Source organism: Acidobacteriota bacterium, assembly GCA_016196065.1.
Classification (GTDB): Bacteria; Acidobacteriota; Terriglobia; order Terriglobales; family Acidobacteriaceae; genus Acidiflorens.
In genome coordinates, this window is the sequence record JACPYL010000027.1 from 388,846 (window position 1) to 415,083 (window position 26,238).

Here is a 26,238-nt window from a genome sequence, read left to right on the forward strand (position 1 = left end):
ATCACCCGTTTTAGTGTCCACGGTCACAGCTGAGTGTGACCTAATTCACAGCGAAGCGAAGACTCGGGAGCGGCGTGACCGTTCCCACCAGGCGGAAGACTCGATCGACATGCAGATTTTTCCACGCAGCAGCAACAACATTGCCCGCGCTTCGTTGGTAATCGTTGCCGTTGTCGTCGCCGGATTAGGCTGGGTTCTGTGGGAACTCGAGCGCACGCCCTACGTGACCAATGCAGGCGTCCGGAAACCGCAACCGGTGCCGTTCAGCCATCAACACCATGTCACCGGACTCGGTATTGACTGCCGTTATTGCCATACTTCGGTGGAGGTGTCCAGTTTTGCCGGCATTCCTCCGACCAAGACTTGCATGAATTGCCACTCCCAGATCTGGACCAACGCCGCTTATCTGGAGCCGGTGCGCGAGAGTTATCGCAACGGCAAGTCGATTGAGTGGTCGCGCGTCAATCAGGTTCCGAATTTCGTTTATTTCAATCACAGCATCCACATCAACAAGGGCGTAGGCTGCAACACCTGCCATGGCCCCGTCGACAAGATGCCGTATGTCTATCAGTACGCGTCCCTGCAAATGGAATTCTGCCTGGATTGCCATCGTGCACCGCAGAAGTATCTGCGTCCGCGCGAGCAGGTCTTCAATATGCGATACGAGCCGCCGGCCAAGAACCCGTTGCATGAGAACGATGTGGAAGTGAATGGGCACACCTACACGGATCAGATCGAACTCGGCAACGCGCTGAAAGATCTGTACAAGGTGCGCTCGGTCAAGGCCATCACAAGTTGCAGCACCTGCCACCGCTAGCGGCAGATAAATAAGACGGATTTCGCGACACGATTAACGACGAAACGAAAATGGACGAGAACATCAAACACCAGGGCGGACCGGACGTTTGTCCGGGAAAGCGCAATCAGCTTGATCTGCAGGCGGTGCGCGAGCAGATCGAGGAGACGACCGGTCCCGAATATTGGCGCAGCCTGGAAGAACTCGCAGGCAGCGACGAATTTCAGGAGATGATGCACCGCGAGTTTCCCAAGGGCGCATCCGAATGGATGGAGTCGTTCTCGCGTCGCGGCTTCCTTAAAACGATGGGAGCGTCGCTCGCGCTCGCCGGCCTGACCGGTTGCACCAAGCTGCCCGACTCGGTCATTGTTCCATACGTAAAGCAGCCGGAGAATCTGATCCCCGGCAAGCCGATGTATTACGCGACCGCCTATACGCTGGGTGGATACGCGTCCCCGATTCTCGTCGAAAGCCACATGTACCGTCCGACCAAAGTGGAAGGCAATCCGGAACATCCGGCAAGCCTCGGTGGTACGGATGTGTACGCGCAAGCTTCTCTGCTCGACTTGTACGATCCCGACCGCGCCCAGAACATTACTTATATGGGCGACACGCGTTCGTGGACGGCCTTCCTTGAAGCCGTCCGTGGCCCGATGGCTGCGCAGAAGGGCGTCCAAGGTGGCGGCGTCCGCATTCTCACGCAGACGGTTTCTTCTCCGGCACTGGCAGGACAGATTCGCGACTACCTGAAAGCGAATTCGCAGGCCAAGTGGCATGTCTACGAGCCCATCAACCGCGACAACGTGAATGAAGGCGCCAGGATGGCCTTTGGCGAGCCGGTTGAAACGCGTTACGACTTGTCGAAAGCCGATGTCATCGTTTCGCTCGACGCCGATTTCCTGTACGCCGGATTCCCGGGCTCGACGCGCTACATCCGCGACTTTGCTTCGCGCCGCAATCCTGATGGAAACATGAACCGGTTGTACGTGGTCGAGAGCACGCCGAGTTCAACGGGCATGAAGGCCGATCACCGTGTCCCCTTGCGAGCGGCGGAGATTGAGGGTTTTGCCTGGACGCTGGCTGGCGCTATCGGCCTGAGTTCCAGCGGGATTACCAATCAGGCTCAGCAATCGCAAGCCTCCGCGATCGCAAAAGATCTTCAGGCTCACAAAGGTTCGAGCATCGTCATCGCGGGAGATCACCAACCAGCGGCCGTTCATGCCCTGGCGCATGCGATGAATCAAGCGTTAGGCAATGTCGGCAAGACGGTTCTCTATACCGACTCCGTCGATGCCAACCCGGTGAACCGCAACGAATCTCTGCACGAACTGGTGCAGGATATTCGCGGCGGAAAAGTTGACCTGCTCCTGATCCTCGGCGGCAATCCGGTGTATGACGCGCCCGCTGAATTGGAATTTGCCTCGGCGATGAAGTCCAATGCAGTCGCCATCAAGGTTTATCTCGGTACGCACAGCAATGAGACTGCCGATTTGTGCCAGTGGCACGTCCCCGAAGCGCATTACCTCGAGGCTTGGAGCGACGCGCGCGCCTATGACGGCACCGCCAGCATTGTGCAACCGCTCATTGATCCGCTCTATGGCGGTAAGAGCGCGCACGAACTCGTCGCGATTCTCGCTGGACAACCCGGCATTAGTGGACATGATCTAGTGCAGAGTTACTGGCAGAAACAGCACGGCGGCGACTTCGAATCGTTCTGGCGCAAATCGCTGCACGATGGATGGGTGGCCGGTACAACGTACGCCCTCAAAAACGTCTCGGCCAAAGCCGCGAGTTCTCCGACATCGGTAGCTTCGCCGGCCAATACCATCGAACTGAATTTCCGCCGCGATCCCTCCATCTACGACGGACGCTTCGCCAACAACGGCTGGATGCAGGAACTTCCCAAGCCGCTGACCAAGTTGACCTGGGACAACCCGGTCATGATTGGCCCCGCGATGGCCGCGCGCGAGCACCTGAATTCGAAGGACGTTGTCGAACTGGAATTCAACGGCAAGAAGGTCAAAGGTCCGATCTGGATTCAAGCCGGCCATCCCGACAACATGATCACCGTGTTTCTCGGCTATGGACGCACTCGTGCCGGACGAGCAGGCACAGGCGCTGGTTTCGATGTCTATCCGATGCGCGCCAGTCAGGCTCCGTGGTTCGCTAGTGGTGTAAAGATCACGCCAACGGGAGCGGTTTACAACCTCGCCAGCACGCAGGGCTACCAGGCGATGGAAACGCCCGACGGCAGCGAACGTCCTCTGGTGATGGAGCGGGATCTCGAGGAATACAAGAAAGACCCCGCGTTCGCGAAGGAAGGCGAAGTCCCGAAGGAACTTTCTCTATACCCGCCAGTTGATTACTCGAAAGAAACTTACAACTGGGGCATGGCGATTGATCTGAACTCCTGCGTGGGCTGCAACAACTGCATCGTTGCCTGCCAGTCGGAAAACAATATCGCTGTGGTCGGCCAGGAGCAGACGCTCAAAGGTCGCCACATGCACTGGATTCGCGTCGACGCTTACTATGGCGGCGACCGCAACAATCCCAAGGGCTATTTCCAGCCTGTGCCATGCATGCAGTGCGAGAACGCGCCTTGCGAGCTGGTTTGCCCGGTAGGAGCAACCGTCCACAGCAGCGAAGGCCTGAACGACATGGTCTATAACCGCTGCATCGGGACGCGCTATTGCTCGAACAACTGTCCCTACAAGGTGCGGCGCTTTAACTTCCTCCTGTTCCAGGACTGGGAGACTCCGCAGTACAAGATGATGCGCAATCCAGACGTGACGATCCGCAGCCGCGGTGTCATGGAAAAGTGCACATACTGCGTGCAGCGTATCAATGAGAAACGCATCGATGCCGAACGCGCAGACACAACGATTAAAGACGGCGAACTGCAAACCGCCTGCCAGCAGTCGTGTCCGGCGAACGCGATCGTGTTCGGCAACATCAACGATCCGAACAGTGCAGTGAATAAGTGGAAGGCGCAGCCGAGGAATTATTCCCTGCTGGGCGAATTGAATACGCGTCCGCGCACCACGTATCTCGCGGAAGTGCGCAATCCGAATCCCGAGTTGAAAACAGAGCGGAGCGCAGGTTAGAGGATGGCAACTCAACAGCAAATCCCGGTTGAAGTTCCGGTGGAAGATCAGCGCGCGCCGGTCATTGAGCCGGGCCATACTTTTTCCACCATCGGCGAGAAGGTCAGCAACATCGTCCTGAGGCGTCCCGTGTCTCTGGGATGGATCTTCGGATTCCTGGTGATGTTCTCGCTGATGAACATGATGCTGTTTGCTCTCGGCGTCCTGTTCCTCAAGGGCACCGGAATCTGGGGCATCACGATCCCCATCGGTTGGGGCTTCGCGATCATCAATTTCGTCTGGTGGATCGGTATCGGTCACGCCGGAACTTTGATTTCTGCAATTCTTTGTTTGTTGCGGCAGAGCTGGCGCAATTCAATTAATCGTTTTGCCGAAGCGATGACGCTCTTCGCGGTTGCTTGCGCGGGCGTTTTCCCGCTTGTCCACACTGGACGTCCATGGCTCGCCTACTGGATGTTCCCATACCCGAACACGATGAATTACTGGCCGCAATTCCGCAGCCCGCTCATCTGGGACGTGTTCGCGGTTTCGACCTACTTCACGATTTCGCTGGTGTTCTGGTTCGTCGGATTGATTCCGGATTTGGCCTCGATGCGCGATCGCGCCGAGCATCCTCTGACGCGCGGCATCTTCGGAATCCTGGCGATGGGATGGCGCGGTTCCGCCCGCCACTGGCATCGTTATGAGACGGCCTACCTGCTTCTCGCAGGACTTGCAACGCCTCTGGTTCTGTCGGTCCACACCGTCGTCAGCTTCGATTTCGCGGTCAGCATCGTTCCTGGATGGCACACCACGATCTTCCCGCCGTACTTCGTGGCGGGCGCCATCTACTCCGGATTCGCGATGGTGCTCTGCCTGGCCATCCCGATCCGCGCGATTTACGGCATGGAAGATTTCATCACCATGCGCCACCTCGAAAACTCCGGCAAGGTGATGCTCGCGACCGGTCTGATCGTTGGCTACGGCTACTTTATTGAAGCGTTCATGGGCTGGTACAGCGGAAACACGTTCGATTCATTCCTGCTGTGGAACCGTCTGCATGGTCCGTACGCGCTCTGGTATTGGAGTTTGATCGCGACCAACATCGTGATCCCGCAATTGCTCTGGCTGAAGAAATTCCGCACCAGCACCTTCTGGCTGTGGATTATTTCACTGATCGTGCTCGCCGGCATGTGGCTGGAGCGCTTCATCATTATCGTGGTCAGCCTGCACCGCGACTTCTTGAATTCTTCGTGGGGCATGTTCTACCCCACCAAATGGGATTGGATGACTTACATCGGAACGATCGGCATGTTCCTGACCGCGATGTGGTTGTTCGTACGCATCCTGCCGATGGTTTCGATTGCTGAGTTGCGCACCTTGCTGCCCGAGGCTCACGTGCACGAGGCGGAGGAGGTTGAGCGATGAGCACCGCCGTTGTCGAAAATTCGACCTTTGGCCTGATGGCAGAATTCGACTCGCCGCAGGAACTTGTTGACGCCGCCCACAAAACGCATGGCGCCGGCTACAAGGACATCGACGCTTTCAGTCCTTTCCCCATCGAAGGGCTGGCGGACGCGATCGGCTTTCACAAGAACTATGTGTCGCTGGTCGTTCTGATTTGCGGGATCATCGGCGGGTTGTCGGGCTACTTGCTCCAGTATTACGTTTCAGTGATCAGCTATCCGACTAACATCGGTGGCCGTCCCTATCATTCCTGGCCGTCATTCATCATTGTGACTTTCGAACTGACAATTTTGTTCGGCGGCGTTTCTGCCGCCATCGGCATGCTGGTGCTGAATGGATTGCCGTTGCCTTATCACCCGGTTTTCAACGTGCCTGCATTTTCGAAGGCTACCGAAAACAAGTTTTTCCTGGTTGTGTCGGCCACTGATCCCAGGTATGACGCTGTTCGCACCCGCGAGTTCCTTAAAGGACTTGCTCCGCGCTCTGTCTCGGAGGTCCCGAGCTAAATGAAGCCCGTGCGCAAAATTCTGCCCGCGCTGTTGGCGCTGATTTTCGTTACCGCCGGATGTCGCATCGATATGCACGTCCAGCCTTACTATCGTCCGCTGACGAAGAACGACTTCTTTGCCGACGGTCGCTCCGCCCGCCTTCCCGTAGATGGTACGGTCGCGCGTGGCGATCTCCGCGACGACACCTATTTCTATACCGGCAAAGTGAACGGCAACCTCGGCGACACCATGCCGTATCCGCTGACGAGAGAAGTTCTGGAGCGCGGGCGCGATCGCTTTAACGTGTACTGCACGCCTTGTCACGGACGCGTCGGAGACGGCAATGGATTCATTCCAACTCGCGGATTGCGTCACCCGCCGTCGTACCACATCGACCGGCTGCGCAAAGTTCCCCTCGCCTACTTCTTTGACGTGATGACCAACGGCTTCGGCGTCATGCTGGACTATTCTGCCCAAATCTCGCCACGCGATCGCTGGGCCATCGCGGCGTATGTTCGCGCGTTGCAGTTGAGTCAGAATGTAAATTCCGCGGAACTTCCTGCGGGAACTAAAGTTCCGTCTGAAGCTCCGAACTATCGCGACATCGGCACGGGCGCGACGCTGCCAGTCGTGCAGCCAAAGGCGAGTGAGTCGGGCGAATCAAAAGAGGAGCACCAACAATGACCACGGCGACCCTAAACAAAGCGGACCTCATGGCCCCGCCCGTGGCTGAAAGCCTCCAGACGCGCTCCCTGTTCATTGGCCTGGTGGGCGCTGCCGCCTCGGTCGCGGGTGCAATCATGGCTCCGAAGGAGTTCTACTCGGCCTACCTCACGATTTTCATCGTCGGACTGAGCCTGTCGCTCGGCTGCATGTCGATCCTAATGCTCTACCACCTGGTGGGTGGAGGCTGGGGCACGGTGGCCCGCCGCATTCTGGAAGCGGGCATGATGACGCTGCCGCTGATGGCCGTACTCTTCCTTCCCATCCTGTTCCACCTGCCGTGGCTGTATGACTGGGCGCGGCCGGAAGTGCTGAAGGACCTGCCGAAGAACGCCAAGTTGGCGGAGATCGCGCAGTCGTACCTCAACGCCAACGCGATCGGCGTACGTTACGCAATTTATTTTGTCTTGTGGCTTCTGATGGCGTTCCTGCTCAACCGCTGGTCAACCGCGCAGGATAGCGAGTCATCGCGCAACCAGAGCACGCTCCGCTTCCGCGCCCTGAGCGCACCTGGACTGGTCATCTACTCATTGACCTTCTCGTTCGCCATCATCGACTGGGTCATGTCGCTGCAGGCGCGCTGGATCTCAACCATCTATGGATTGATCTTCATCGCCGGCGCCGCGCTCTCTACCTTCTGCTTTGTCGTGCTGGTCGAGAACATCCTCAGCAAGAGCAAGCCGATGTCCGGATTTCTCAAGTCCACCGAAGTTCACGATCATGGCAAGTTCATGCTCGCCTTCGTGATGGTGTGGGCCTACTTCAATTTTTCGCAGTGGCTCATCATTTGGGCGGGCAACCTGCCGGAAGAAATTCCATGGTTCTTCCGCCGCATCAATGGCGGATGGGGCTATGTGGCCATGTTCCTGGTCATCTTCCACTTCGCCGTACCGTTCGCATTCCTGCTTTCGCAGCGCCTGAAGAAGCAGACCAGCACGCTGGTCGTGATGGCTTCATGGTTGATCCTGATGCGCGTGGCAGACACCTTCTGGCACATTGAACCCGCGCAGTCCCTGCACCACGACACGTTCCATATCAGTTGGACTCTGTTCGCAGCGCTGTTCGGGATTGGCGGACTCTGGATGGCCTACTTCTTTTACAACTTGAGAAAACGTCCGCTGCTGGCTGTGTATGCGCCGCAGACGTTGAGATTACTGGAGCCGCACGCATGAGTGATGAGCACCTGAATCACGGACAAGCCGGGCACGGAGTGGAGTACGAACACGAGGATCTCAATACTCGTGGCGTGTTCGGCTTCTTTGTCGGACTGGCGATTACCGGCGCCATCATCTACTTCATCATTACGGCGATGTACACGTTTCTCGACAAGTACGAGCAGTCGCAGATGACCGCATCCAGTCCGCTGATGAAGCCGGAAGATTCCGCCATGATCGGCGCACGGCGCGTCACGCAGGACTACGTTGAAAACCGGTTCAAGGACAACGGTGCGCCGCTGCTGGAAGTGGACGAAACCGGACAGCTTCTGAAATTTGTTCTGGACCAGGAAAAACATTTGAACAGCTTTGGCTGGGTGGATGAAAAGGCAGGCGTGGCGCACATTCCCATCGATCGCGCGATGGACATGCTCGTGCAGCACGGATTGCCGCAGCAAAGCAATGCCAGTGCATCATCCGCCGCCCAAAAGGCTCCGGCTAAAGCAAAGAAATAGAGTTCTACAGGACGAGAGAAGAGGAACACGCTGTGCGCAGTAAATTAATCATCGCCGCCACCTGTTTGCTGATGCTTTCCACGCTCCCGTTGTTGGGGCAGGGAATGCGCGGCCCCATGATGAATGGCGAATCGATGGGAATGCCCACCGGCCAGAAACTTCCGGGGCTGGAATTTGTCGGCATCGAGCAACACATGAATGCCGAAGTCCCAGCCGATCTGGCATTCCGTGACGAACTCGGCAATCCCGTCAAACTGGGCGACTACTTCGGTAAGGGACGTCCAGTGATTCTGAATCTGGGCTACTACCAGTGCCCAATGCTGTGCGGCGAAGTCTTGCAGGGACTGACCGGCTCGCTCAAGACTCTGAGCTTCGACTTGGGCAAGGATTTCGACGTCGTCACCGTAAGTTTTGATCCGCATGAAACGCCGGACATGGCTGCAACCAAGAAGCGCGAGATCATGCGCCGCTATGGACGCGCCGGGTCAGAAAAAGGCTGGCATTTCTTGACCGGTCCCGCGGAATCCATCAACGCGCTGACCAAGGCGGTTGGATTTCAGTTTCAGTGGGACGAAAAGACGGGGCAATACGCGCACGCCACCACCATCGTGGTGCTGACGCCCGACCGCCGCGTCGCCCAATATTTTTACGGCGTGGAATTCGCGCCGAAAGATCTGCGTCTCGGACTGGTGCAGGCCTCTCACAACCAGATTGGCGGCGTCACGGACCAGATGCTTTTGTACTGCTATCACTACGATCCCAGGACCGGCAAATATGGTGCCATCATCAGCCGGATCATGAGCATCGCAGGGGCGGCAACGATTTTGCTTCTCGGAACGTTTGTGTTCGTTCTGTACCGCGCCGATGCCAGCGCGCAGCATAAAGCACTAAGGCGAGCCACGTAATCATGTCGAAATATTTCCCATTGTGGCCCGATCGGGCCTCGACCTTGGCAGGCCAGGTGGACGGACTCTACATCTACCTGGTGCTGGTGTCGACTGTGATGACGCTGCTGATCTTCATCGCGGTCGCAGTGCTGGCCATCAAGTATCGCCGCCGTCCGGGCGTCGCCGCGCATCCGATCGAAGGTTCGCCGATTCTCGAAACCGCCTGGTCCGTGATTCCTTTCGGCGTCATGCTTACCTTCTTCATCTGGGGTGCGGTCATTTACTTCAAAGAACGCACGCCTCCCACGAACTCGACCGAAGTTTACGTCGTCGCCAAGCAGTGGATGTGGAAGATCGAGCACATGGAAGGGCAGCGCGAGATCAACGAACTGCATGTTCCCGTCGGCCAGAACGTCAAGCTCATCATGACGTCGCAGGACGTGATCCACAGTTTCTTCGTCCCCGCGTTCCGCTTGAAGCAGGACGTAATTCCCGGCCGCTATACTACGCTATGGTTTAAGGCGACCGGACCGGGCGTCTATCACCTGTTCTGCGCCGAATATTGCGGGACCTCGCATTCCGGCATGATCGGAAACGTGGTCGTCATGGAACCCCAGGACTACTCGCAATGGATGGCTGGCGGTCCCAGTGTTCCGCTGCCCGAGGCCGGCAAGCAACTGTTCGCTTCGCTCGGTTGCGCGACCTGCCATCGCTTCGACATCCAGGGGCGCGGTCCGAATCTGCAAGGCGCCTTTGGTAAGCCGGTGCTCCTCGAAGATGGGCGTACCGTGATGGTGGACGACAACTACGTGCGCGAATCGATTCTCAATCCGACCGCCAAGATCGTGAACGGCTTCAAGCCCGTCATGCCGACTTTTCAGGGCCTGGTGAGCGACGAACAATTGAACGCGCTGGTGGCCTACGTCAAATCGCTGGGCGGCCAGGCCGCGACGGGAGCCCCGAGCCAGGCGGCAGCGACCCCGGCCGGACAACCTCAGAAGCAGGTGCAATAGCATGGCGACCACAGTAATTCCGGTACAGCCCGCATCCAAGCCGGTCAACTATTTAACCAACGGCTTCACTCTCCGGAGTTGGCTGCTGACCACGGACCATAAGAGGATCTCGCTCCTTTATTTGATCTCGGTCACCGCGTTCTTTTTCCTGGGCGGATTTTTCGCAATGCTTATCCGGCTCGAACTGCTTACTCCGCAGGGCGACCTGATGCACGCCGATAGCTACAACAAAGTCTTCACCGCGCACGGCATGATCATGGTGTTCTTCTTCCTGATCCCGGTCGTGCCGGCCGTCCTCGGAAACTTCCTTGTGCCGCTCATGGTGGGCGCGAAAGATCTGGCCTTCCCGCGCATCAACCTGCTGAGCTGGTACCTGTACATCATCGGCGGCCTGATGATGATTCACGTCCTGCTGACCGGCGGTATCGATACCGGCTGGACGCTCTACAGCCCCTTCAGCACGCAGTTCAGTAACACCAATGTCATCGAAGCCGGACTGGCAATCTTCATTGCCGGATTCTCGTCGATCTTTACGGGACTGAATTTCATCGTCACCGTCCATCGGATGCGCGCTCCCGGCTTGACCTGGGATCGTCTGCCGTTATTTGTCTGGGCCAATTATGCGACCAGCTTGATCATGATCCTCGGCACGCCGGTGGTCGCGATCACCATCGTGATGGTCGCCGTTGAACGACTCTTCCACCTCGGCATCTTCGATCCAAAGCTCGGGGGAGACCCGCTGCTGTTCCAGCATTTGTTCTGGTTCTACTCCCATCCGGCCGTCTACATCATGATTTTGCCGTCGATGGGCGTGATCAGCGAACTGATCGCCTGCTTCTCGCATAAGCGCATTTTCGGCTACAAGATCGTCGCGCTGTCGAGTATCGCGATCGCTGTCATCGGATTCCTGGTCTGGGCGCACCACATGTTCGTGACCGGAATTTCGCTGTACGCAGCACTGATCTTTTCCTTCATCACCTTCTTCGTCGGCGTCCCGTCCGCCATCAAAGTCTTCAACTGGACGGCCACTCTGTATCGCGGGTCGATCTCGTTCGCGACTCCGATGCTGTACGCATTCGGATTTATCGGGCTGTTCACCATCGGCGGCTTGACCGGATTGTTCCTGGCCTCACTCGGCATCGACGTGCACGTCACCGATACGTATTTCGTGGTATCCCACTTCCATTACGTGATGGTCGGCGGTGTCGTCATGGGATACCTGGGTGGTATGCATTTCTGGTGGCCAAAAATCACGGGACGCATGTATCCCGAAGGCTGGGCAAAACTGTCTGCGCTGTTCGTATTCGTCGGATTTAACCTGACCTTCTTCCCGCAATTCATTCTTGGCTATGTCGGCATGCCGCGTCGCTACTGGCAGTATCCGCCGGAGTTCCAGGTGCTGAACATCCTTTCCACCGCGGGAGCGAGCGTATTGGCCGTAGGCTACCTGCTTCCCATGATCTACTTCGCATGGTCGCTGCGTTACGGCCCGATCGCGTCCGCGAATCCGTGGGGCGCTGCTGGACTCGAGTGGAAGACCACCTCGCCGCCGCCAACGTTTAACTTCGACGAAACTCCCGTCGTAACCTGGGAAGCCTACAACTACGACGAACTTGAACCGAAAGATCATGATGGAGGTTCCCGTTGAGCGATAGCCACGCTACCGCCGTCGACAGCGCCGAGCAGCACCCCCAGTTGCGGCATCACTTTGCCGACATGGAGCAGCAGAAGAATACTGCCTCGCTCGGCATGTGGCTGTTTCTGGTAACGGAAATCATGTTTTTCGGCGGCTTATTCTGCGCCTACCTGATCTACCGGCTGATGCACTTTAACGCCTTCGCCGCTGCCAGCCAGCAACTCGACATCAAGTGGGGAGCCTTCAACACCGCCGTCCTGCTGGTCAGCAGCGTCACCGTCGTTCTCGCAGTACGCGCTGCACAAGTGGGCAGCCGCAAGCAGCTAGTCGGCTATCTGGTCGTAACTGTCTTACTTGGACTGACCTTTCTGGGCGTTAAGGGGATTGAGTACAAGGAGAAGTTCGAGAAGCACCACGTTCCCGGTCCGACCTTCGCCTTTACCGACAAGTTCGATGACAACGGCAAGGAGATCCCGGTTAATCCAAAAGAAGCAGAGCTGTTCTTCTCGCTCTACTTCGCTATGACCGGCATGCACGCCCTGCACATGATCATCGGGTGCGGTCTGTTCAGCGTCCTAGCCATACTTGCGTGGAAGGGACACTACTCACCGGGATACTACACTCCCATAGAAAACGCGGGGCTGTACTGGCACTTGGTGGATATTATCTGGATTTATCTGTTCCCGCTGTTGTACCTGATCAGCCGCCACTCGTGACGGTGGCATAGAGATTTGCTAAGAACCGGGAACTGAGAACTGAGAACTGCTTATGTCGGAACACGTTACATCCCGTGCTTTTTCGATTGTTCTAGGTGCAGGCCTGATCGTGTTGACGGGCGTCACGGTAGCCGCCGCTTTCGTGAATCTGGGTGCCTTTAATCCCGTCGTCGCGCTCCTGATCGCCACCATCAAGGCCACGCTGGTCATACTCTTCTTCATGCACGTGAAGGGCGCCAGTGAGAAACTGACCGCCGCCGTGGTTGTCTCCGGCTTCTTCTTTCTCTGCATCTTGCTGGCCTTGTCGCTCGCTGACTACGGCACGCGCAGCTGGCGCTAACAACAACCCAAATACTGCCATCCTTCGCTTCGCTCAGGATGACAGATCCAAGAAGTCACCGCTCTCATCGGGATGACAGTCACAAAGAGTGACGAGCGCGCAAGGGCTCATGCAATCCCACTTGCGCCCGCTGCCCACATCCCCGAAGATGTCTGTAGCCAATGCCCGATTCCGCCTCAACCTACGACGTCTCCGCCCGAGCCCTCACCGCCCGCACCGAGTCCGTCGACGCCGCATCTCTCGAAGCCGCCCTGCGCCGCCATCTTCGCGGAGAAGTCCGCTTCGACGCCGGCAGCCGCGCTCTCTATGCCACCGACGGCTCCAACTATCGCCAGGTTCCGATCGGCGTAGTCGCCCCTCGCGATACTGAAGACGTTCTTGCCGTGGTCGCACTTTGCCGCGAACATCACGCGCCGTTGCTGGCTCGTGGCGGAGGCACATCGCTTGCCGGACAATGCTGCAATACCGCCATCATCCTCGACTTCTCGAAATACATGGCGGAGATTCTCGAGATCGACCCCGTCCGCCACATCGCCCGCGTACAGCCCGGAGTGATCCTCGACCACCTCCGCGCCGAAGCCGAAAAGCATCAGCTGACTTTCGCGCCCGATCCCGCCACCCATGACCGCTGCACGCTCGGCGGAATGATCGGCAACAACTCCTGTGGCGTCCACTCGATCATGGCCGGAAAGACCGACGACAACATCGAGTCGCTGGAAGTCCTGACTTACGACGGCCACCGCATGTACGTCGGCGCTACCAGCGACGACGACTTTCACCGTATCGTGAACGAAGGCGGCCGCCGCGCCGGAATTTATTCTGGCCTTAAGTCGATTGCCGACCGCTACGGCGACCACGTCCGCCGCCAGTTCCCCAACATCCCGCGCCGTGTTTCCGGATACAACCTGAACCAGTTGCTGCCCGAAAGCGGATTCCATGTCGCCCGCGCATTGGTCGGGACCGAGGGCACCTGCGCCACGATTCTCGAAGCAAGCTGCCGCCTCGTAGAGAGTCCGCCCGCGCGAGTCTTGCTCGTCATTGGATGGCCCGATATCTACCAGTGTGCCGACCACGTCCCGCAAGTCATGGAACACAGGCCCATCGGCCTCGAAGGCTTCGACGACATCATCGTCAACGCCTGCCGCCGCAAGGGTCTTAGCCCTGAAGGTATCGCGCTGCTCCCCGAGGGCAGCGGCTGGTTGCTGATCGAATTCGGCGCGGACACTCCCGCTGAAGCCGAAGCGCAAGCGCAACGCCTGATGGCGTCGCTCGATCGCGAGCAATCTCCGCCTGCAATGCGGCTCCTCGCCGACCCGCGTCAGGCGCGGCGTATCTGGGAGATTCGCGAATCAAGTCTCGGCGCAACCTCGCATGTTCCCGGTGAGGCTCCGCGATGGGAAGGCTTCGAAGACTCCGCCGTTGCTCCAGAAAAATTGGGCGCCTATCTCCGCGATCTCCGCAAGGTGATGAACGCCTACCAATATGGCGGTGCGTTCTATGGTCACTTCGGTCACGCCTGCGTGCACACCCGCATGGACTACGATCTCGAATCCGCCGAAGGCGTAAGAAAATTCCGGCAGTTCATGGAAGAGGCCGCTGACCTTGTCGTCAGCTATGGCGGCTCCCTCTCCGGCGAGCATGGAGACGGACAGGCCCGCGCCGAACTTCTCCCCAAGATGTTCGGCCCGGAATTGATGCAGGCCTTCCGCGAATTCAAAACGCTTTGGGATCCCGGCTGGAAGATGAATCCCGGCAAGCTGATCGAACCGTACAAGCTCGATGAAAATTTGCGCTTGGGCCCAACCTACGACCCTTGGAAGCCCGCAACTCATTTCAAATTTCCGGACGATCACGGTAGCCTTGCCAGCGCCACGCTGCGCTGCGTCGGAGTAGGGAAGTGCCGTCGCTACGAAGGCGGAGTCATGTGTCCGAGTTTTCGTGTGACCCGCGAAGAAGAACACTCCACGCGGGGGCGCGCTCACCTCCTCTGGGAAATGACGCAAGGCGAAGTCATCAAAGACCGCTGGCAGAACGAAGCCGTCAAAGAATCGCTCGACCTATGCCTCGCGTGCAAGGGTTGCAAGAGCGATTGCCCCACCGGAGTCGACGTCGCGACCTACAAATCCGAATTCTTGTCGCACTACTACGAAACCAATAACCGTCCACTGAACGCCTTAGCCTTCGGCAACATCGATCTGTGGGCACGCGCCGCATCGCACGTCCCCGGACTCGTCAACCTGACCACGCAGTTGCCGATCCTGCGCGATCTGGCCAAGAAAGCCGCTAGAATCCCCGCCCAGCGCCGCATCCCACCCTTTGCCCCGCAGACATTCAAAGCCTGGTGGGAGCAGCGGTTGGGTGGGAACGGGTCTTCGCCCCGTTCAAGTCGAGCGAAGCTCGACACCCATTCGACAGTTGAGGGGAAAGTAATGCTTTGGGCCGACACCTTCAACAATCATTTCCTCCCCGACACTGCCAAAGCTGCCGTAGAAGTTCTCGAAGCCGCAGGATTCGAAGTATCTGTACCCCGCGCTCACCTGTGCTGCGGACGCCCCCTCTACGATATCGGTATGCTCGATCGCGCCAAGAGTCTCCTCCTTGAAATCATGGACGAACTCCTCCCCGAGATCGAAGCCAAAATCCCTATCGTCGTCCTCGAACCAAGTTGCGCCGCCGTCTTCCGCGACGAACTCGTGAACCTGTTCCCGAACGACGCCCGCGCCCGTGCACTCTCGCAGCAGGTAATGCTGCTCAGCGAGTTCCTCGAACAGCGCGCTCCCGATTTCCCGCTGCCTCCACTGCCCCGCAAGGCCCTGATCCACGGTCACTGCCATCACAAGGCGATCATGAAGATGACCGCCGAAGAAGCCGTGCTGCATCGCATGGGGATCGACTTCACCGCCCCCGCTCCCGGATGCTGCGGCATGGCCGGAGCCTTCGGCTTCGAAGAATCCACTTACGAAGTTTCCAAATCCATCGGCGAACTCGAACTTCTCCCCGCGGTCCGCAAGGCTCCGACCGACTGGCTCATCGTCGCCGACGGATTCAGTTGCCGCGAACAAATTGCCCAGGAAACTGATCGCCAGGCCCTGCACTTGGCCGAAGTTCTGCAAATGGCCCTGCGAGAATCCACCGAAAGCCCCGAAGGTATCCCTCTGTTTGAAACTGCGCCGCAACACTATCCGGAAGACGCCTGGGTCCGTCCGCGCGAGGCGGCGATCCAGAAGTCGATGAAGCGCGCAGGACTGGGTCTGGCGGGGATTGCGGCGGCCGCAGCGCTACTGTGGACTCTAGCCAGAAGAAGATAAGCCCATGTGGCGCGGGCGCCCTCGCCCGCGTGCCGCCAGTCAGCAAGGACGCAGACATGGGTATCCGAACCACCAGAAACAGACGAAGTAATTGTAAATAAAGTGTTTATAGTCCCTCTCCCTCTCCCTCCCCTTTTCTGAAACAATAGACACATGGCTGAGGGACGCTCCTCAGCCGCCCGCTTCGGCCACGCTTGGGCTTTGGCCCCGTGCCTTCCACGAAAGCTGAGTTTCTATGGAAACGGAAAAAAGCATTCTTCTCGACCACGTCACGATCACATCCCCGGTCCAGCCGGTAGACAAGACATTGCAGGGGTCGGTCCTCGTCTTGATCCAGTTCGACGTCTGCGAGGAGATCCGCCTCGATGACCTCCGAGATATCTTCGGAGCCCGTCGCCAGGAAGCTAGTTTCAAACACGCCGCTCCGGGATACGTCCGCTACGAGCGTCCTCCGGTCGTCGAGCGAATCGAGCCGCTGGTCCTCGAAACGGGCGAGCGCCTCGACGCGCAGATCAAGTATTACGACTACGGTGTGGTGAGCGTGGTGTTTGAGTTGCCATTCTCGGGCAACTGGGAAACCTTGACCGGCCTCGCCAGCCGTTGGGTGTGGGACACCGACTTCACCAGCCTTGCCCAGAAGATTGCCCGGCAGAAGTTAGAGCGCGCTCGCCCCGCGCTCGTGAAGCCCTACGAAGAATGGCTCAACGAAGACTACTTCATCTTTCATGTGCGCGACATTGCAGGAAATCCGTCTGCATCCGAATTGCTTGCCAAAGAAGGTGGACGCATTGCCCAGATCGTGCGTGGTGAGAACTGTGACCTGTCCGATGGCGAGCGCCAGGAAGTTCTGCAATCGAAAATCTCGTATTATCCGAATGATCTAACCGTGATCAGTTGGAACGGCGCGTTCCTTTATGACAACGCCGCCGGCGCGGAAACAATCATCCAGTTGCTCGAATATGCGAATTCGCAGCTTCTGGAGTTCCGCCACTATGACGAGTTACTCACGCGTGAGTTGAAGAGCGTCTACGATTTCATGGAAAACGGTTCCACTGGAATTCGTGCGCGCTGGCGTACCGCGAAACGCGCCAACCGCCTGCATACGGTCCTGCTCGACGTGGACGAGCTCACCGAGCGCGCTGACAACGCCATTAAATTCCTGAGCGACATGTTCTCCGCCCGCTTGTACAAAGTTGCCGCGTCGAAAATCGGAGTCACCGACTACAAGAACCTCGTCAACCAGAAAGTCCACACCGCCGAAGAACTTTACCGCTTCATGGTTGACCAGTTCCATCAGAGCCGCGCCTTCGTCCTGGAATTGATGGTGGTGATTATCCTGATCATCGACCTGATCTGGCTGTTCCGGGGCAGAATGCCAATATAGTGATTAGTGATTGGTGATTAGTGACTAGTTCCACCACAACCGAATGCAGCTTGAAACTAACCACTAACCACTAACCACTAACCACTAACCACTAACCACTGGTCCTAATGATTGCCTTCCTCACCCTCGACCTCCGCATCGAAGCTGCGCAATCCCTCAAGGACAAGCGCCAAGTCACTCGCAGCCTGAAAGACAGGCTGCGCGCCTCGTTCAACGTGTCGGTTGCGGAACTCGATCCCGGCCCGCTGTGGAATCAGGCCACGATCGGAGTGGTTGCGATCTCCCATTCCCGCGACTATCTCGACGGCTTGATGAAGAATGTCGAACGCGCTGCCACCCGCATCACCAACAACCTAGGCGCCGAAATCGCAGATTCGTTCGTTGAATATTACTGATCTCTGCACCAGTCTTTGCGTAAAGCATGGGCCCATTTGAGAACCGTCATCCCGAGCGAAACACGAGCATATTTCAAAATTGTCATCCTGAGCGATGCGAAGGACCTGCTGTACCACCAACTGGAAACAGGCAACGGGAAACCAGAAACTGGAGCCAGTACCCTCCAACACCCGCGATCGCCATTTCTGCTATCCTGATCGGTTTTCCCCTGCAAACTATGGAACGTCGTGGCCAGAAGTATCATCGGGACCGTTTGGGCGAGGCTATCCGCGAGGAGATTGAAACCATCCTCGAAGGCGAGCTAGGAGACCCTCGCATTGGACTGGTCAGCGTCTCGACCGTCCTTATGGCGGACGATTCCCGTTCCGCCCGCGTCATGGTCAACGTCGAAGGCGACGACGACGAAGCCGAGCGCAGCCTCGAAGGATTGAACGCCGCCAAGAATTTCGTTCGCCACGAAATCGCCGAACGTCTGCGTTTACGGCGTCCTCCGGAACTCTTCTTCCAGGTTGATCGTACCCATAAAGCAGAAGGCCGGGTGGAAGAGTTGCTGGATCGCGCCAAAAAGCGTGCCAGGAAGAAACCCGAGTAGAGACGGGGCTTGCCCCGTCGCCCCGCGAATGCAGGTGCGGTAGCCGTTCGAGCAACTTTATGCTGGACCAGGTTCTAAAGGAAATTCGCGAGCGCCGCCGCCTGGTCGTTACGTCGCACGCCCGGCCCGACGGTGACGGGATTGGGTCGGCGCTAGCTTGTGCCCAGATCCTGCGCCACATGGGCAAGCAGGCCGAAGTCGTCATGCACGACGGTGTCCCCCGGATTTATCAGAACCTGCCTCTCGCCGATCGTGTGCTGCACGCTGAATGTGTGCCGCCGAACGATGCGGTCATCATCCTAGAGTGCGACAGCGTCAAGCGAACGCAGCTCAAGGGACTGGAAGACTGTTTCCTGATCAATATCGACCACCACGCAACCGGGCGTGATTTTGCAGACGTCAACTGGATCGATCCCTCGGCCATGGCCACTGCGGAACTGATCTACCGCATGGCCCGGTTTGCCGGCGTTCCCCTCGACGCCGCGATTGCCACGTGCCTCTACACCGCTCTCATGACCGACACCGGATCGTTCATGTTTGAAGGCACAAACGAGCACACCTTCGCGATTGCCCGTGAACTGGTGCTTGCTGGAGCCGATCCCGCGCACTGCGCACGCAATATCTATTTCGGACACTCCACCGCAAAGTTGCGTCTACTCGGCGCCGCGCTCGCGAACCTGCATCGCGAGAGCGCTCTCGCCTGGATCTGGGTAACCCAGGAACAGATGGAGCGCTTCGGCGCGCGCGAAGAAGACTGCGAGGGCCTGGCGAATTATGCCTTGTCGATCGGCGACGTACAGGTTGCTGTCTTCTTTCGCGAACAAACCGATGGACGCTGGCGTGTCAGTTTGCGGAGCAAAGGTGAAGTGGATGTCTCGACCGTTGCCGAAAATTTCGGCGGTGGCGGTCACAAGTGCGCCAGCGGCTGTTCCGTCGACGGTCCCATGGGCGTTGCGATTTCCAAAATTATTGATCGACTACGCACAGAGAAAGCAGCGGTGAATGCAACATGAGTATGGACCTCGCACGGCAACTGATTTCTTTTCTCGGCGCGCTCCTCATCCTGGTCGCCTACGTCGGCCACCAACTGGGATGGGTCAACGCACGCGGCGCCGCCTACAATATCTTTAACGCGGCGGGATCGGCGATTCTTGCCTGGATTGCCTTTCATCCCTTTCAAGTCGGCTTCGTAGTACTTGAAGGCGTCTGGACCATCGTCAGCATCTGGGCTCTGCTTCGCCCGAAAACTGCGTGACCTTCTCATGAACACGCGAACGCGCACCGACGTGTTGTTGCTGGTGGCGTTTTGCGGATTCTTGTTTTTCTATGGACTTGGCGCCTTTGGACTCCTCGGCGCCGACGAGCCCCGCTACGCGCAGGTCGCGCGTGAAATGCTCGACCGCCACGACTGGATCACTCCCACACTCCAAGGCAAGCCCTGGTTGGAAAAGCCCGTCCTCTATTACTGGCAGGCGATCATTTCGTATTCTATCTTCGGAGTCAGCGACTGCGCCGCACGCATGCCCGCTGCATTCGACACGGCATTAATGATCGCCGCCATATTTTTCTTCCTGCGCCGATTTCGCCCCGGTTCCGAAACCGATGGCGCCCTGATCACGGCAGCCTGCGCCGGCATCATTGGGTTTGCCCGCGGCGCTTCTACCGACATGCCTTTGTCCGCGATGTTTGCGATCGCGCTCCTCGGATGGTTTGCGTGGTACGAAGGCCGCAAGCGCAACGGCCTCATCGTCTTTTATTTCTTTCTTGCCCTCGCCACGCTCGCCAAAGGACCAGTCGCAATCTTCTTTGCAGGCGCTATTTTGTTCATCTTCATTGCGATCAAGCGCGATTGGAAAGCAATCCTCGGATCGCTGTGGGTCCCCGGCATACTCATATTCCTCGCCGTCGCATCGCCGTGGTACGCCGCCGTACAATCCCGCAATCCTGAGTTCTTTCGAGTCTTCATCCTCGAACACAACCTTGGCCGCTTCGGGCAAGACCTCTATCACCATCGCCAGCCCTTCTGGTTCTACTTGCCCGTATTACTCCTCGCGCTCATGCCCTGGACGCTGTGGCTGATCTTGGCCGTCGCCGAGAGACTGCGCGTCACCATGTCCGCCACCGAGCGAAAGCTGTCTCTGGCGACGCACGCCGGGTCCTGGCAACTCTTTCTGTTGATCTGGCTGCTCCTGCCCGTCCTCTTTTTCAGCGCTTCCCAATCTAAGTTGCCGGGATACATCCTGCCCGCCATCCCAGCCGGTGCGCTGCTGGTAACGGAATATCTGCGCAACCTGCAAAGCGAGAACAAGAGACTGCCTATCTCGCTGGTCTCACTGCACTCGATCTTGTGTGGATTACTGGTGTTCGCCGCCTTGGCCGCGCCGGGTATTCAACTTCACCATCGCCTGACGGCGGGGATGGGAACATACGTGGCCGCGGTCGTAGCAGTTCTCGTCATGATCGGAATCGCCGCTGCCATCGTTCGTATGGGTATCGCAATATTGCGCCCTGCCACCATGCTCCCGATCGTGATCGGTGTTGCCGCCCTATTGAAACTGGCCGCGCCCGCAGTCGACGCCACGCAGTCCGCGCGTCCGGTGGCGCAAGTTCTCCAGGGTTTTTCGCATGAAGCATTTCCGGTCGCGCTCTTTCACACCAACCGTCAACTCGAGTATGGTCTTGAGTTTTATCTGAACCGCCCCGCAGGACGATACGAGAATGGAGAGGTTCCCCGCGAAGGCCACGTCTTGGTCTCGAACCAGAATGCCTCCGACTACTTCAGCGACCTGCTACCTGGACGCAAAGTGTCTTTCTTGACGAGCGTACCTGCGCAAAAACTGGACTTGTTCTGGGTAGGCCCCGCGAACTAACTGAGGGCACTGGTTCGCTACCTTTCTCGCACTTTCAACCTGCTAAACTTTTGCTGGAGCCTCCATTCCCCGTGGAAATTCTCGATCTCAGGCACTTCTCTTCGGCAGATTTACGGCCTTTGCTGGAAGATGAGATTGCCGTCTGGGCCCAGTCCCTCTCCTGGGACTATTCCGGCTCCGCCGAGATGATCCTGCGCTATCTCGACTCAAAAATTCTGCCCGGATATGCGGCTATCGAACGCGGCAACGTATTCGGATATTCCTTTTTTGTGTACGAACAAAGCAAGGGTGTGATTGGCGACTTGTATGTTCGCGACGGTGGGCGAACCGCCAATCGCAAGGAAGTGGAGGAACGGCTCCTCACCCACGTCATCGAAACGCTGCAGCAATCTCCGGGAATCCATCGCGTCGAGGCGCAATTGCTGGCGCACGAAACCGGCGAAGTCGTGCGGCCCTTCCTGCAGCAGGGATTCAGTCGACATCCCCGGGTCTTCATGACCATGGAAATTCCCGCGCGCGCCGCAACCGTCCCGTCATTCAAGCCGGAATTTGAAATACGCCCGTGGTCCGAGCACGAGTATCAATCCGCGGCGGCTGTCATCACGGCTGCCTATCGCGGACACGTCGATGCCGACATCAACGACCAGTACCGTACCCTGAGCGGCTCGTTGCGCTTCCTGAATAACATCGTTCGCTTTCCGGGATGCGGCGTGTTTGATCCGCCGTCGTCGTATCTCGTATTTCAGAAAACCACGCGCACCTTGATCGGATTGATCCTGTGCTCGCTGGTCCGTCCCGATGTTGGACACGTCACGCAGGTGTGTGTGCTTCCCGAATATCGCTCCAGCGGACTCGGCGAAGCCTTGCTGGCAGCAACCACGAAGAACCTTCGCGATCGGCGTTTCCGATCCATATCGCTGACCGTGACCGAAGCAAACTCTCGCGCCATCGCGTTATACAAACGCATCGGCTTCGCATCCAGCCGCGTGTTTGATGCTTTTGTGTGGGAGGGTTAGGGCAGTTGCATTCGTTGGAAGCCCCAACGGGGCAAAAGAGATCCCCGCGCCCGACAAAATCCCAGGACTAGTGCGAATCCCCGAGCGTGTACTCAAACTCGTAGAAGTGCTTCCCATCCGCAATTCTGATCGTCAGCTTGCCGATGAGCCCCGCCAGTTCTTCGGTTCCCGAGTCCGGAACCACCGTCACCGATAACTGCGGCGCGCCGCGATCCATCGTTCCCGTGTGCTGAAGGAGGAATGTCCCATGCCGGCCCTTCAGAGTCCCAGTCACCTTTTCCATCGCGACATATCCCGCAGACCCCTTCACGCTCGTCATGCCGGTCAGCATCTCGCCTTTGCTGGTGCCTTCAATATCGCCATGAAATTGTTTGTCGATCGACATCCTGCCGACCGGTGCGTCCTTATCGTCGGTGGCTTGCGGTGTGAGTTTGACTTCGAACGTTCCGCTGGCATGCATCGTCATGGTTGGGTCCTTCGGTGCCGCGGCTGCATCAGGGCGCGCCTGCGCCGATGCCCCACATTCAATCACCAGGCACACAAAAATGCCTGCCATTAAATTTCTTCGAAATCGCAATGGATACTTCATGGGAGACTAGCTTTCAGTTTCCACCCTCATGTGTACTGGGTCGACTGAGAACTGAGAACTGGGAACTGACTACTGACTACTGAAATCGACTTATCGCCGCAGCAGCCACATCGCCCATCCCGCCAGGAAGACTCCGCCGACGAAAAGGGCAAAGCAGTACAAGCCGTACTTGACCTGCTCCATAGTGGTGTTGCGCTGCGTGATGCCGAATACGACCGATGCAAAAACGGCAAACAAAACTGCGGCGCTGAAGTGCGAGAGATTGATGGTCACGGTTTCTTCCCCAGCGCGATGTGGTGAGCATCCGCGGCGGCGATAAAGTTCAGCAGGCCTGCCACGATCACAAACGTCTTCCCGTAATCGGCGGTAGCATGTGCGGCTGCAGCCTGTCCCCAGCCCATGATCATGGCTAGAAAGTACAGTGCGCCTGATCCCAGGTCGCCCACAAAGCCGAGCATCTCAAGAATGTCGCCGCCATTCGGCCCGTACACCCGGCCGTTCATGCCCAACCCAAGCAGGAACATCGCGACCACCGACACCATCAGCAGCAGTCCGCGCACATAGCGTTTCTGCATGATGTGTCCCGCGCCCGGAATCAGCCAGCCCACGATCGGCGCGACAATCGCTTGGGTCGTTAGGGGATACTCCGGTGCTGCGTTCGCTGCTTTGTCTGTCGAGGTTTTCGCCATTCCGATGATTGCCAGTCCGGTCTTTGTTGGATTGCTATTAATTAAGACTGTGATTCGTTCAGATCGTTACCAGTTCGTGTTGAGCTTTACCTGTGACCTCAGCGCTGCCGGTACGCACCAGCACGTTCACCTCGCTGCGTACTCCGAACTCAGGCAGATAAATACCGGGCTCAATCGAGAAGCAGGAGTTGGGCAGGATGCGGCGCTCGTCGTGAATTTCCAGGTCGTCCATGTTGGCGCCGTTCGCATGTACCAGCGTGCCGATGGAATGACCAGTTCGATGAATGAAATAATCTCCGTATCCAGCCCTCTTGATATGCGCGCGCACCGCGCGATCCACTTCCCATCCCGCAATGGATCGCCCCGCAGCCACTGCATCGATCGCAGTCTTGGCTCCGAGGTCGCGCGCCTCGCTGACGATCTTAAAAATCTCGCGATGACGCTCAGTAGGTTTGCCGAGAACGCCGGTCCATGTAATGTCGTAAAACACCGCGCCGGGTGTATTCATTTTTGCCCAGACATCAAGCAACACGAAATCACCTTCGCGAATCGGTACAGGATGTTTCGCGCTCGGCTCGTAGTGCGGGTTGCCGCTGTTGGCATTCACCGCAACGATCGGCGGATCGTCGGTGACCATGTTCTCCCGCGCGAAGGCATCCATGAACCATTGTTGGATTTCGTGTTCGTAAGTGTCGCCCTTGCGCACGCGGCGTCCGATTTCCTGAAACGCTTCCGCAGTCAACCGGTCGATGATGTCTCGCGCCGCAAAATGCGTGGCAATCTGATCTTCGGTCAGGGTCGCTTCGAACTGCGCAATCAGATCCTGCGAACTCACTACGTTCTTGCCCAGCCCGCGAATCAGATCCACAGTCCCTGCGTCCACCAGGGAAATCGTGAACACCAGGTTGTTCGGCGAATACTGCATCGCAATGTCACGATGTGCCGCCAGCAGACCCTTCATGTTGTCGAAGAGTTCCTGCCATCCCGAATACTGGAGCTTGGTGCCCGGCAGCGTGTCCAGGTGGCCCGCCTCAATCTTGTGGACAAGTTTGGTCGGCTGGCCATTGGCAGGGATCAGGTAGAACCAGCGGCGTGTCACCATGAGTCCATCAGGTAGCCCGAGCACGCGATAGGCGATCGGGTCGCGATGATGATGGTCGCAAAATAGCCAAGCGTCGATATTCCGCTCGCGCAAGGCTTTCTGAATGGCTGTAAGGTCCATGGACAAACGCTAATTCTACATGATCTTGCATGGGACCGGGGATTTTGCCCTTGGCTTACGCTCATGGACCCGCCCCCACTGGTTTTGTGATAAAAAATACTGTAATGCCACCGCACGTCTCTGGCAGTCCGATCCCGTTGCAACTCGGAGTGGCATGCTGAGGGCTACTTTCATCGCTCTCTCGGAGAGCCGCTGGCTCCGACATGTCGCCGAGCAGTCCAAGTTTGGACAGCGCACCTCCAGCCGCTTTGTCGCCGGTAACACGGTTCAGGATGCCGTCCGCGCCGCGGATGCCGTGAATCAATTCGGAGCGGGCGTCTCCATCGACAACCTCGGAGAGAATGTCACCAACGCAGAAGAGGCGAAAGCGAGCGCGCAACTCTATCACCACCTGCTCGATGAAATCGCTGCCCGCAAGCTCAAAGCCAACATCAGCCTCAAACTGACCCACATGGGTCTCGACGTCGACGAGACTCTGGCGCACGATCTGGTCAGCGGACTCGTAGCCCGCGCCGCCAGCATGTCCCCTAAAAATTTTGTGCGCGTGGATATGGAAGGCTCCCCTTACACGCAGCGTACCCTCGACTTTGTTCATCAACTCCATCGCGTGCCCGAAAACAAAGGATGCGTGGGCGCGGTCATTCAGTCTTATATGCGCCGGGCCGAGGCGGACATCGAGAAGCTTTTGGGCGACGGTATTCGTATCCGGCTCTGCAAGGGTGCCTACAAGGAGCCGACCGAGATCGCTTTCCAGCAGAAGTCAGAAGTGGACGGCAACTATATCAAGCTGATGAAGATCCTGATGAAGAGTGGGATCTATCATGGTCTGGCCACGCACGACGAAGCCATCATCAGGGAAGCCAAGGCCTATTCGTCTGCCGCCAACATTCCACGTAACGCCTTTGAATTCCAAATGTTACACGGAATCCGCCGTGACCTTCAGCAGGGTCTCGTAAAGGACGGCTGGGGGGTGCGCGTCTATATTCCCTTCGGTACCGAGTGGTATCCCTACCTGATGCGGCGTTTGGCCGAGCGCCCGGCGAATGTCTTGTTTATCGCCAAGAACATCCTCCGCAAATAAACCAGATCCCAACCGCTTTCCGTGAAGGGATTTTCTCTCCGGTTTCGTCTTACAAGATGGAAACCAGCTCTACTGGATTCAAAGCCTGCCCCCTCGGCTTAGTGCTTGATTCTGGTTTGGGTTCCAACGAGTCAGTGGCTCGCGACGTTTCTGATCAAGACTCCGGGTTTCCAGTTTATCCTCCGCGTCGCCAAGGGGAAGGGCGGCGCGGAGGATCTTGTACCCCCTCACCAACCTTCCCAATCATCGCTTTGATTTCCACTCCCGCCATTT

The 26,238-nt window shown here is 57.7% G+C and carries 25 protein-coding genes; 21 read left to right on the forward strand and 4 right to left on the reverse strand.

Features of this window, described 5'->3' with window-relative positions:
• Positions 1 to 109: 109 nt before the first annotated feature.
• The 20 genes from HY010_22860 (at position 110) to HY010_22955 (ending at position 22,384) form a co-directional block, all read left to right on the forward strand.
• The gene (locus HY010_22860; GenBank protein MBI3478578.1) at positions 110 to 817 is read left to right on the forward strand and encodes a cytochrome c3 family protein; all 708 of its coding nucleotides are present in this window, start codon (positions 110 to 112) and stop codon (positions 815 to 817) included.
• Positions 818 to 867: 50 nt separating this feature from the next.
• Complete coding sequence (locus tag HY010_22865; protein ID MBI3478579.1) at positions 868 to 3,900, forward strand: TAT-variant-translocated molybdopterin oxidoreductase; 3,033 nt, start codon at positions 868 to 870, stop codon at positions 3,898 to 3,900.
• Positions 3,901 to 3,903: 3 nt separating this feature from the next.
• Positions 3,904 to 5,307, forward strand: coding sequence for a polysulfide reductase NrfD (gene nrfD, locus HY010_22870; protein MBI3478580.1), 1,404 nt, complete (start codon positions 3,904 to 3,906; stop codon positions 5,305 to 5,307).
• Between the two features lie 35 nt (positions 5,308 to 5,342).
• Entirely contained in the window at positions 5,343 to 5,852 is a 510-nt protein-coding gene (locus HY010_22875; GenBank protein MBI3478581.1) for a DUF3341 domain-containing protein, read from the forward strand.
• A complete protein-coding gene (locus tag HY010_22880) occupies positions 5,853 to 6,518 on the forward strand; it encodes a cytochrome c (protein MBI3478582.1) in 666 nt (221 codons plus the stop codon).
• Positions 6,515 to 7,729, forward strand: coding sequence for a hypothetical protein (locus tag HY010_22885; protein MBI3478583.1), 1,215 nt, complete (start codon positions 6,515 to 6,517; stop codon positions 7,727 to 7,729). Before HY010_22880 ends, HY010_22885 begins: the two co-directional genes overlap by 4 nt.
• Positions 7,726 to 8,226 carry a hypothetical protein gene (locus tag HY010_22890; GenBank protein ID MBI3478584.1) on the forward strand — a complete coding sequence of 167 codons (501 nt, stop codon included), beginning with the start codon at positions 7,726 to 7,728 and terminating at the stop codon, positions 8,224 to 8,226. Before HY010_22885 ends, HY010_22890 begins: the two co-directional genes overlap by 4 nt.
• Positions 8,227 to 8,258: 32 nt before the next feature.
• Positions 8,259 to 9,131, forward strand: a complete 873-nt coding sequence (locus HY010_22895; protein MBI3478585.1) for an SCO family protein — start codon at positions 8,259 to 8,261, stop codon at positions 9,129 to 9,131.
• A 2-nt stretch (positions 9,132 to 9,133) separates the two neighbouring features.
• Positions 9,134 to 10,126 (forward strand): cytochrome c oxidase subunit II, encoded by a 993-nt coding sequence (gene coxB, locus HY010_22900; protein ID MBI3478586.1) that lies wholly within the window; start codon positions 9,134 to 9,136, stop codon positions 10,124 to 10,126.
• Position 10,127: 1 nt separating this feature from the next.
• On the forward strand, positions 10,128 to 11,774 hold the full coding sequence (gene ctaD / locus HY010_22905; protein ID MBI3478587.1) for a cytochrome c oxidase subunit I: 1,647 nt from the start codon (positions 10,128 to 10,130) through the stop codon (positions 11,772 to 11,774).
• Positions 11,775 to 11,842: 68 nt separating this feature from the next.
• The gene (locus HY010_22910) at positions 11,843 to 12,478 is read left to right on the forward strand and encodes a cytochrome c oxidase subunit 3 family protein (GenBank protein MBI3478588.1); all 636 of its coding nucleotides are present in this window, start codon (positions 11,843 to 11,845) and stop codon (positions 12,476 to 12,478) included.
• 52 nt (positions 12,479 to 12,530) lie between these two features.
• Positions 12,531 to 12,818: a cytochrome C oxidase subunit IV family protein gene (locus tag HY010_22915; protein ID MBI3478589.1), complete on the forward strand. Its 288-nt coding sequence runs from the start codon at positions 12,531 to 12,533 to the stop codon at positions 12,816 to 12,818.
• Positions 12,819 to 12,979: 161 nt separating this feature from the next.
• On the forward strand, positions 12,980 to 16,126 hold the full coding sequence (locus HY010_22920; GenBank protein MBI3478590.1) for an FAD-binding protein: 3,147 nt from the start codon (positions 12,980 to 12,982) through the stop codon (positions 16,124 to 16,126).
• Positions 16,127 to 16,400: 274 nt separating this feature from the next.
• Positions 16,401 to 17,510, forward strand: a complete 1,110-nt coding sequence (locus HY010_22925; GenBank protein MBI3478591.1) for a hypothetical protein — start codon at positions 16,401 to 16,403, stop codon at positions 17,508 to 17,510.
• 107 nt (positions 17,511 to 17,617) lie between these two features.
• On the forward strand, positions 17,618 to 17,905 hold the full coding sequence (locus HY010_22930; protein MBI3478592.1) for a DUF503 domain-containing protein: 288 nt from the start codon (positions 17,618 to 17,620) through the stop codon (positions 17,903 to 17,905).
• Between the two features lie 218 nt (positions 17,906 to 18,123).
• On the forward strand, positions 18,124 to 18,498 hold the full coding sequence (rbfA, locus tag HY010_22935) for a 30S ribosome-binding factor RbfA (protein ID MBI3478593.1): 375 nt from the start codon (positions 18,124 to 18,126) through the stop codon (positions 18,496 to 18,498).
• Between the two features lie 59 nt (positions 18,499 to 18,557).
• Positions 18,558 to 19,511 (forward strand): bifunctional oligoribonuclease/PAP phosphatase NrnA, encoded by a 954-nt coding sequence (locus tag HY010_22940; GenBank protein MBI3478594.1) that lies wholly within the window; start codon positions 18,558 to 18,560, stop codon positions 19,509 to 19,511.
• Positions 19,508 to 19,753, forward strand: coding sequence for a hypothetical protein (locus tag HY010_22945; GenBank protein MBI3478595.1), 246 nt, complete (start codon positions 19,508 to 19,510; stop codon positions 19,751 to 19,753). The genes HY010_22940 and HY010_22945 overlap by 4 nt, the downstream gene beginning before the upstream one ends.
• Before the next feature lie 7 nt (positions 19,754 to 19,760).
• Complete coding sequence (locus tag HY010_22950) at positions 19,761 to 21,368, forward strand: glycosyltransferase family 39 protein (GenBank protein ID MBI3478596.1); 1,608 nt, start codon at positions 19,761 to 19,763, stop codon at positions 21,366 to 21,368.
• 71 nt (positions 21,369 to 21,439) lie between these two features.
• Positions 21,440 to 22,384, forward strand: coding sequence for a GNAT family N-acetyltransferase (locus HY010_22955; GenBank protein ID MBI3478597.1), 945 nt, complete (start codon positions 21,440 to 21,442; stop codon positions 22,382 to 22,384).
• A 67-nt stretch (positions 22,385 to 22,451) separates the two neighbouring features.
• Here HY010_22955 and HY010_22960 read toward each other — a convergent pair whose 3' ends face one another.
• The 4 genes from HY010_22960 to HY010_22975 all read right to left on the reverse strand — a co-directional run bounded on the left by HY010_22960 (position 22,452) and on the right by HY010_22975 (position 24,884).
• Positions 22,452 to 22,850, reverse strand: a complete 399-nt coding sequence (locus HY010_22960; protein ID MBI3478598.1) for a DUF3224 domain-containing protein — start codon at positions 22,848 to 22,850, stop codon at positions 22,452 to 22,454.
• A 213-nt stretch (positions 22,851 to 23,063) separates the two neighbouring features.
• A complete protein-coding gene (locus tag HY010_22965; protein MBI3478599.1) occupies positions 23,064 to 23,246 on the reverse strand; it encodes a hypothetical protein in 183 nt (60 codons plus the stop codon).
• A complete protein-coding gene (locus HY010_22970) occupies positions 23,243 to 23,662 on the reverse strand; it encodes a hypothetical protein (GenBank protein MBI3478600.1) in 420 nt (139 codons plus the stop codon). The genes HY010_22965 and HY010_22970 overlap by 4 nt, the downstream gene beginning before the upstream one ends.
• Before the next feature lie 58 nt (positions 23,663 to 23,720).
• Entirely contained in the window at positions 23,721 to 24,884 is a 1,164-nt protein-coding gene (locus HY010_22975) for an aminopeptidase P family protein (GenBank protein MBI3478601.1), read from the reverse strand.
• A 154-nt stretch (positions 24,885 to 25,038) separates the two neighbouring features.
• Here HY010_22975 and HY010_22980 point away from each other — a divergent pair, with 154 nt between their 5' ends.
• Entirely contained in the window at positions 25,039 to 25,965 is a 927-nt protein-coding gene (locus HY010_22980; protein MBI3478602.1) for a proline dehydrogenase family protein, read from the forward strand.
• The last annotated feature ends 273 nt before the right edge of the window (positions 25,966 to 26,238 follow it).

Bases quoted from the DNA above. Each gene is read 5' to 3' on its own strand.
- ctaD (MBI3478587.1), top strand. From the start codon at position 10,128: ATGGCGACCACAGTAATTCCGGTACAGCCCGCATCCAAGCCGGTCAAC.
- HY010_22945 (MBI3478595.1), top strand. From the start codon at position 19,508: ATGAGTATGGACCTCGCACGGCAACTGATTTCTTTTCTCGGCGCGCTC.
- HY010_22950 (MBI3478596.1), top strand. From the start codon at position 19,761: ATGAACACGCGAACGCGCACCGACGTGTTGTTGCTGGTGGCGTTTTGC.
- HY010_22885 (MBI3478583.1), top strand. From the start codon at position 6,515: ATGACCACGGCGACCCTAAACAAAGCGGACCTCATGGCCCCGCCCGTG.
- HY010_22890 (MBI3478584.1), top strand. From the start codon at position 7,726: ATGAGTGATGAGCACCTGAATCACGGACAAGCCGGGCACGGAGTGGAG.
- HY010_22960 (MBI3478598.1), bottom strand. From the start codon at position 22,850: ATGACGATGCATGCCAGCGGAACGTTCGAAGTCAAACTCACACCGCAA.
- HY010_22920 (MBI3478590.1), top strand. From the start codon at position 12,980: ATGCCCGATTCCGCCTCAACCTACGACGTCTCCGCCCGAGCCCTCACC.
- HY010_22880 (MBI3478582.1), top strand. From the start codon at position 5,853: ATGAAGCCCGTGCGCAAAATTCTGCCCGCGCTGTTGGCGCTGATTTTC.
- coxB (MBI3478586.1), top strand. From the start codon at position 9,134: ATGTCGAAATATTTCCCATTGTGGCCCGATCGGGCCTCGACCTTGGCA.
- HY010_22915 (MBI3478589.1), top strand. From the start codon at position 12,531: ATGTCGGAACACGTTACATCCCGTGCTTTTTCGATTGTTCTAGGTGCA.
- HY010_22910 (MBI3478588.1), top strand. From the start codon at position 11,843: ATGGAGCAGCAGAAGAATACTGCCTCGCTCGGCATGTGGCTGTTTCTG.
- HY010_22940 (MBI3478594.1), top strand. From the start codon at position 18,558: ATGCTGGACCAGGTTCTAAAGGAAATTCGCGAGCGCCGCCGCCTGGTC.
- HY010_22930 (MBI3478592.1), top strand. From the start codon at position 17,618: ATGATTGCCTTCCTCACCCTCGACCTCCGCATCGAAGCTGCGCAATCC.
- HY010_22865 (MBI3478579.1), top strand. From the start codon at position 868: ATGGACGAGAACATCAAACACCAGGGCGGACCGGACGTTTGTCCGGGA.
- HY010_22860 (MBI3478578.1), top strand. From the start codon at position 110: ATGCAGATTTTTCCACGCAGCAGCAACAACATTGCCCGCGCTTCGTTG.
- HY010_22980 (MBI3478602.1), top strand. From the start codon at position 25,039: ATGCTGAGGGCTACTTTCATCGCTCTCTCGGAGAGCCGCTGGCTCCGA.
- rbfA (MBI3478593.1), top strand. From the start codon at position 18,124: ATGGAACGTCGTGGCCAGAAGTATCATCGGGACCGTTTGGGCGAGGCT.
- HY010_22970 (MBI3478600.1), bottom strand. From the start codon at position 23,662: ATGGCGAAAACCTCGACAGACAAAGCAGCGAACGCAGCACCGGAGTAT.
- HY010_22975 (MBI3478601.1), bottom strand. From the start codon at position 24,884: ATGGACCTTACAGCCATTCAGAAAGCCTTGCGCGAGCGGAATATCGAC.
- HY010_22875 (MBI3478581.1), top strand. From the start codon at position 5,343: ATGGCAGAATTCGACTCGCCGCAGGAACTTGTTGACGCCGCCCACAAA.
- nrfD (MBI3478580.1), top strand. From the start codon at position 3,904: ATGGCAACTCAACAGCAAATCCCGGTTGAAGTTCCGGTGGAAGATCAG.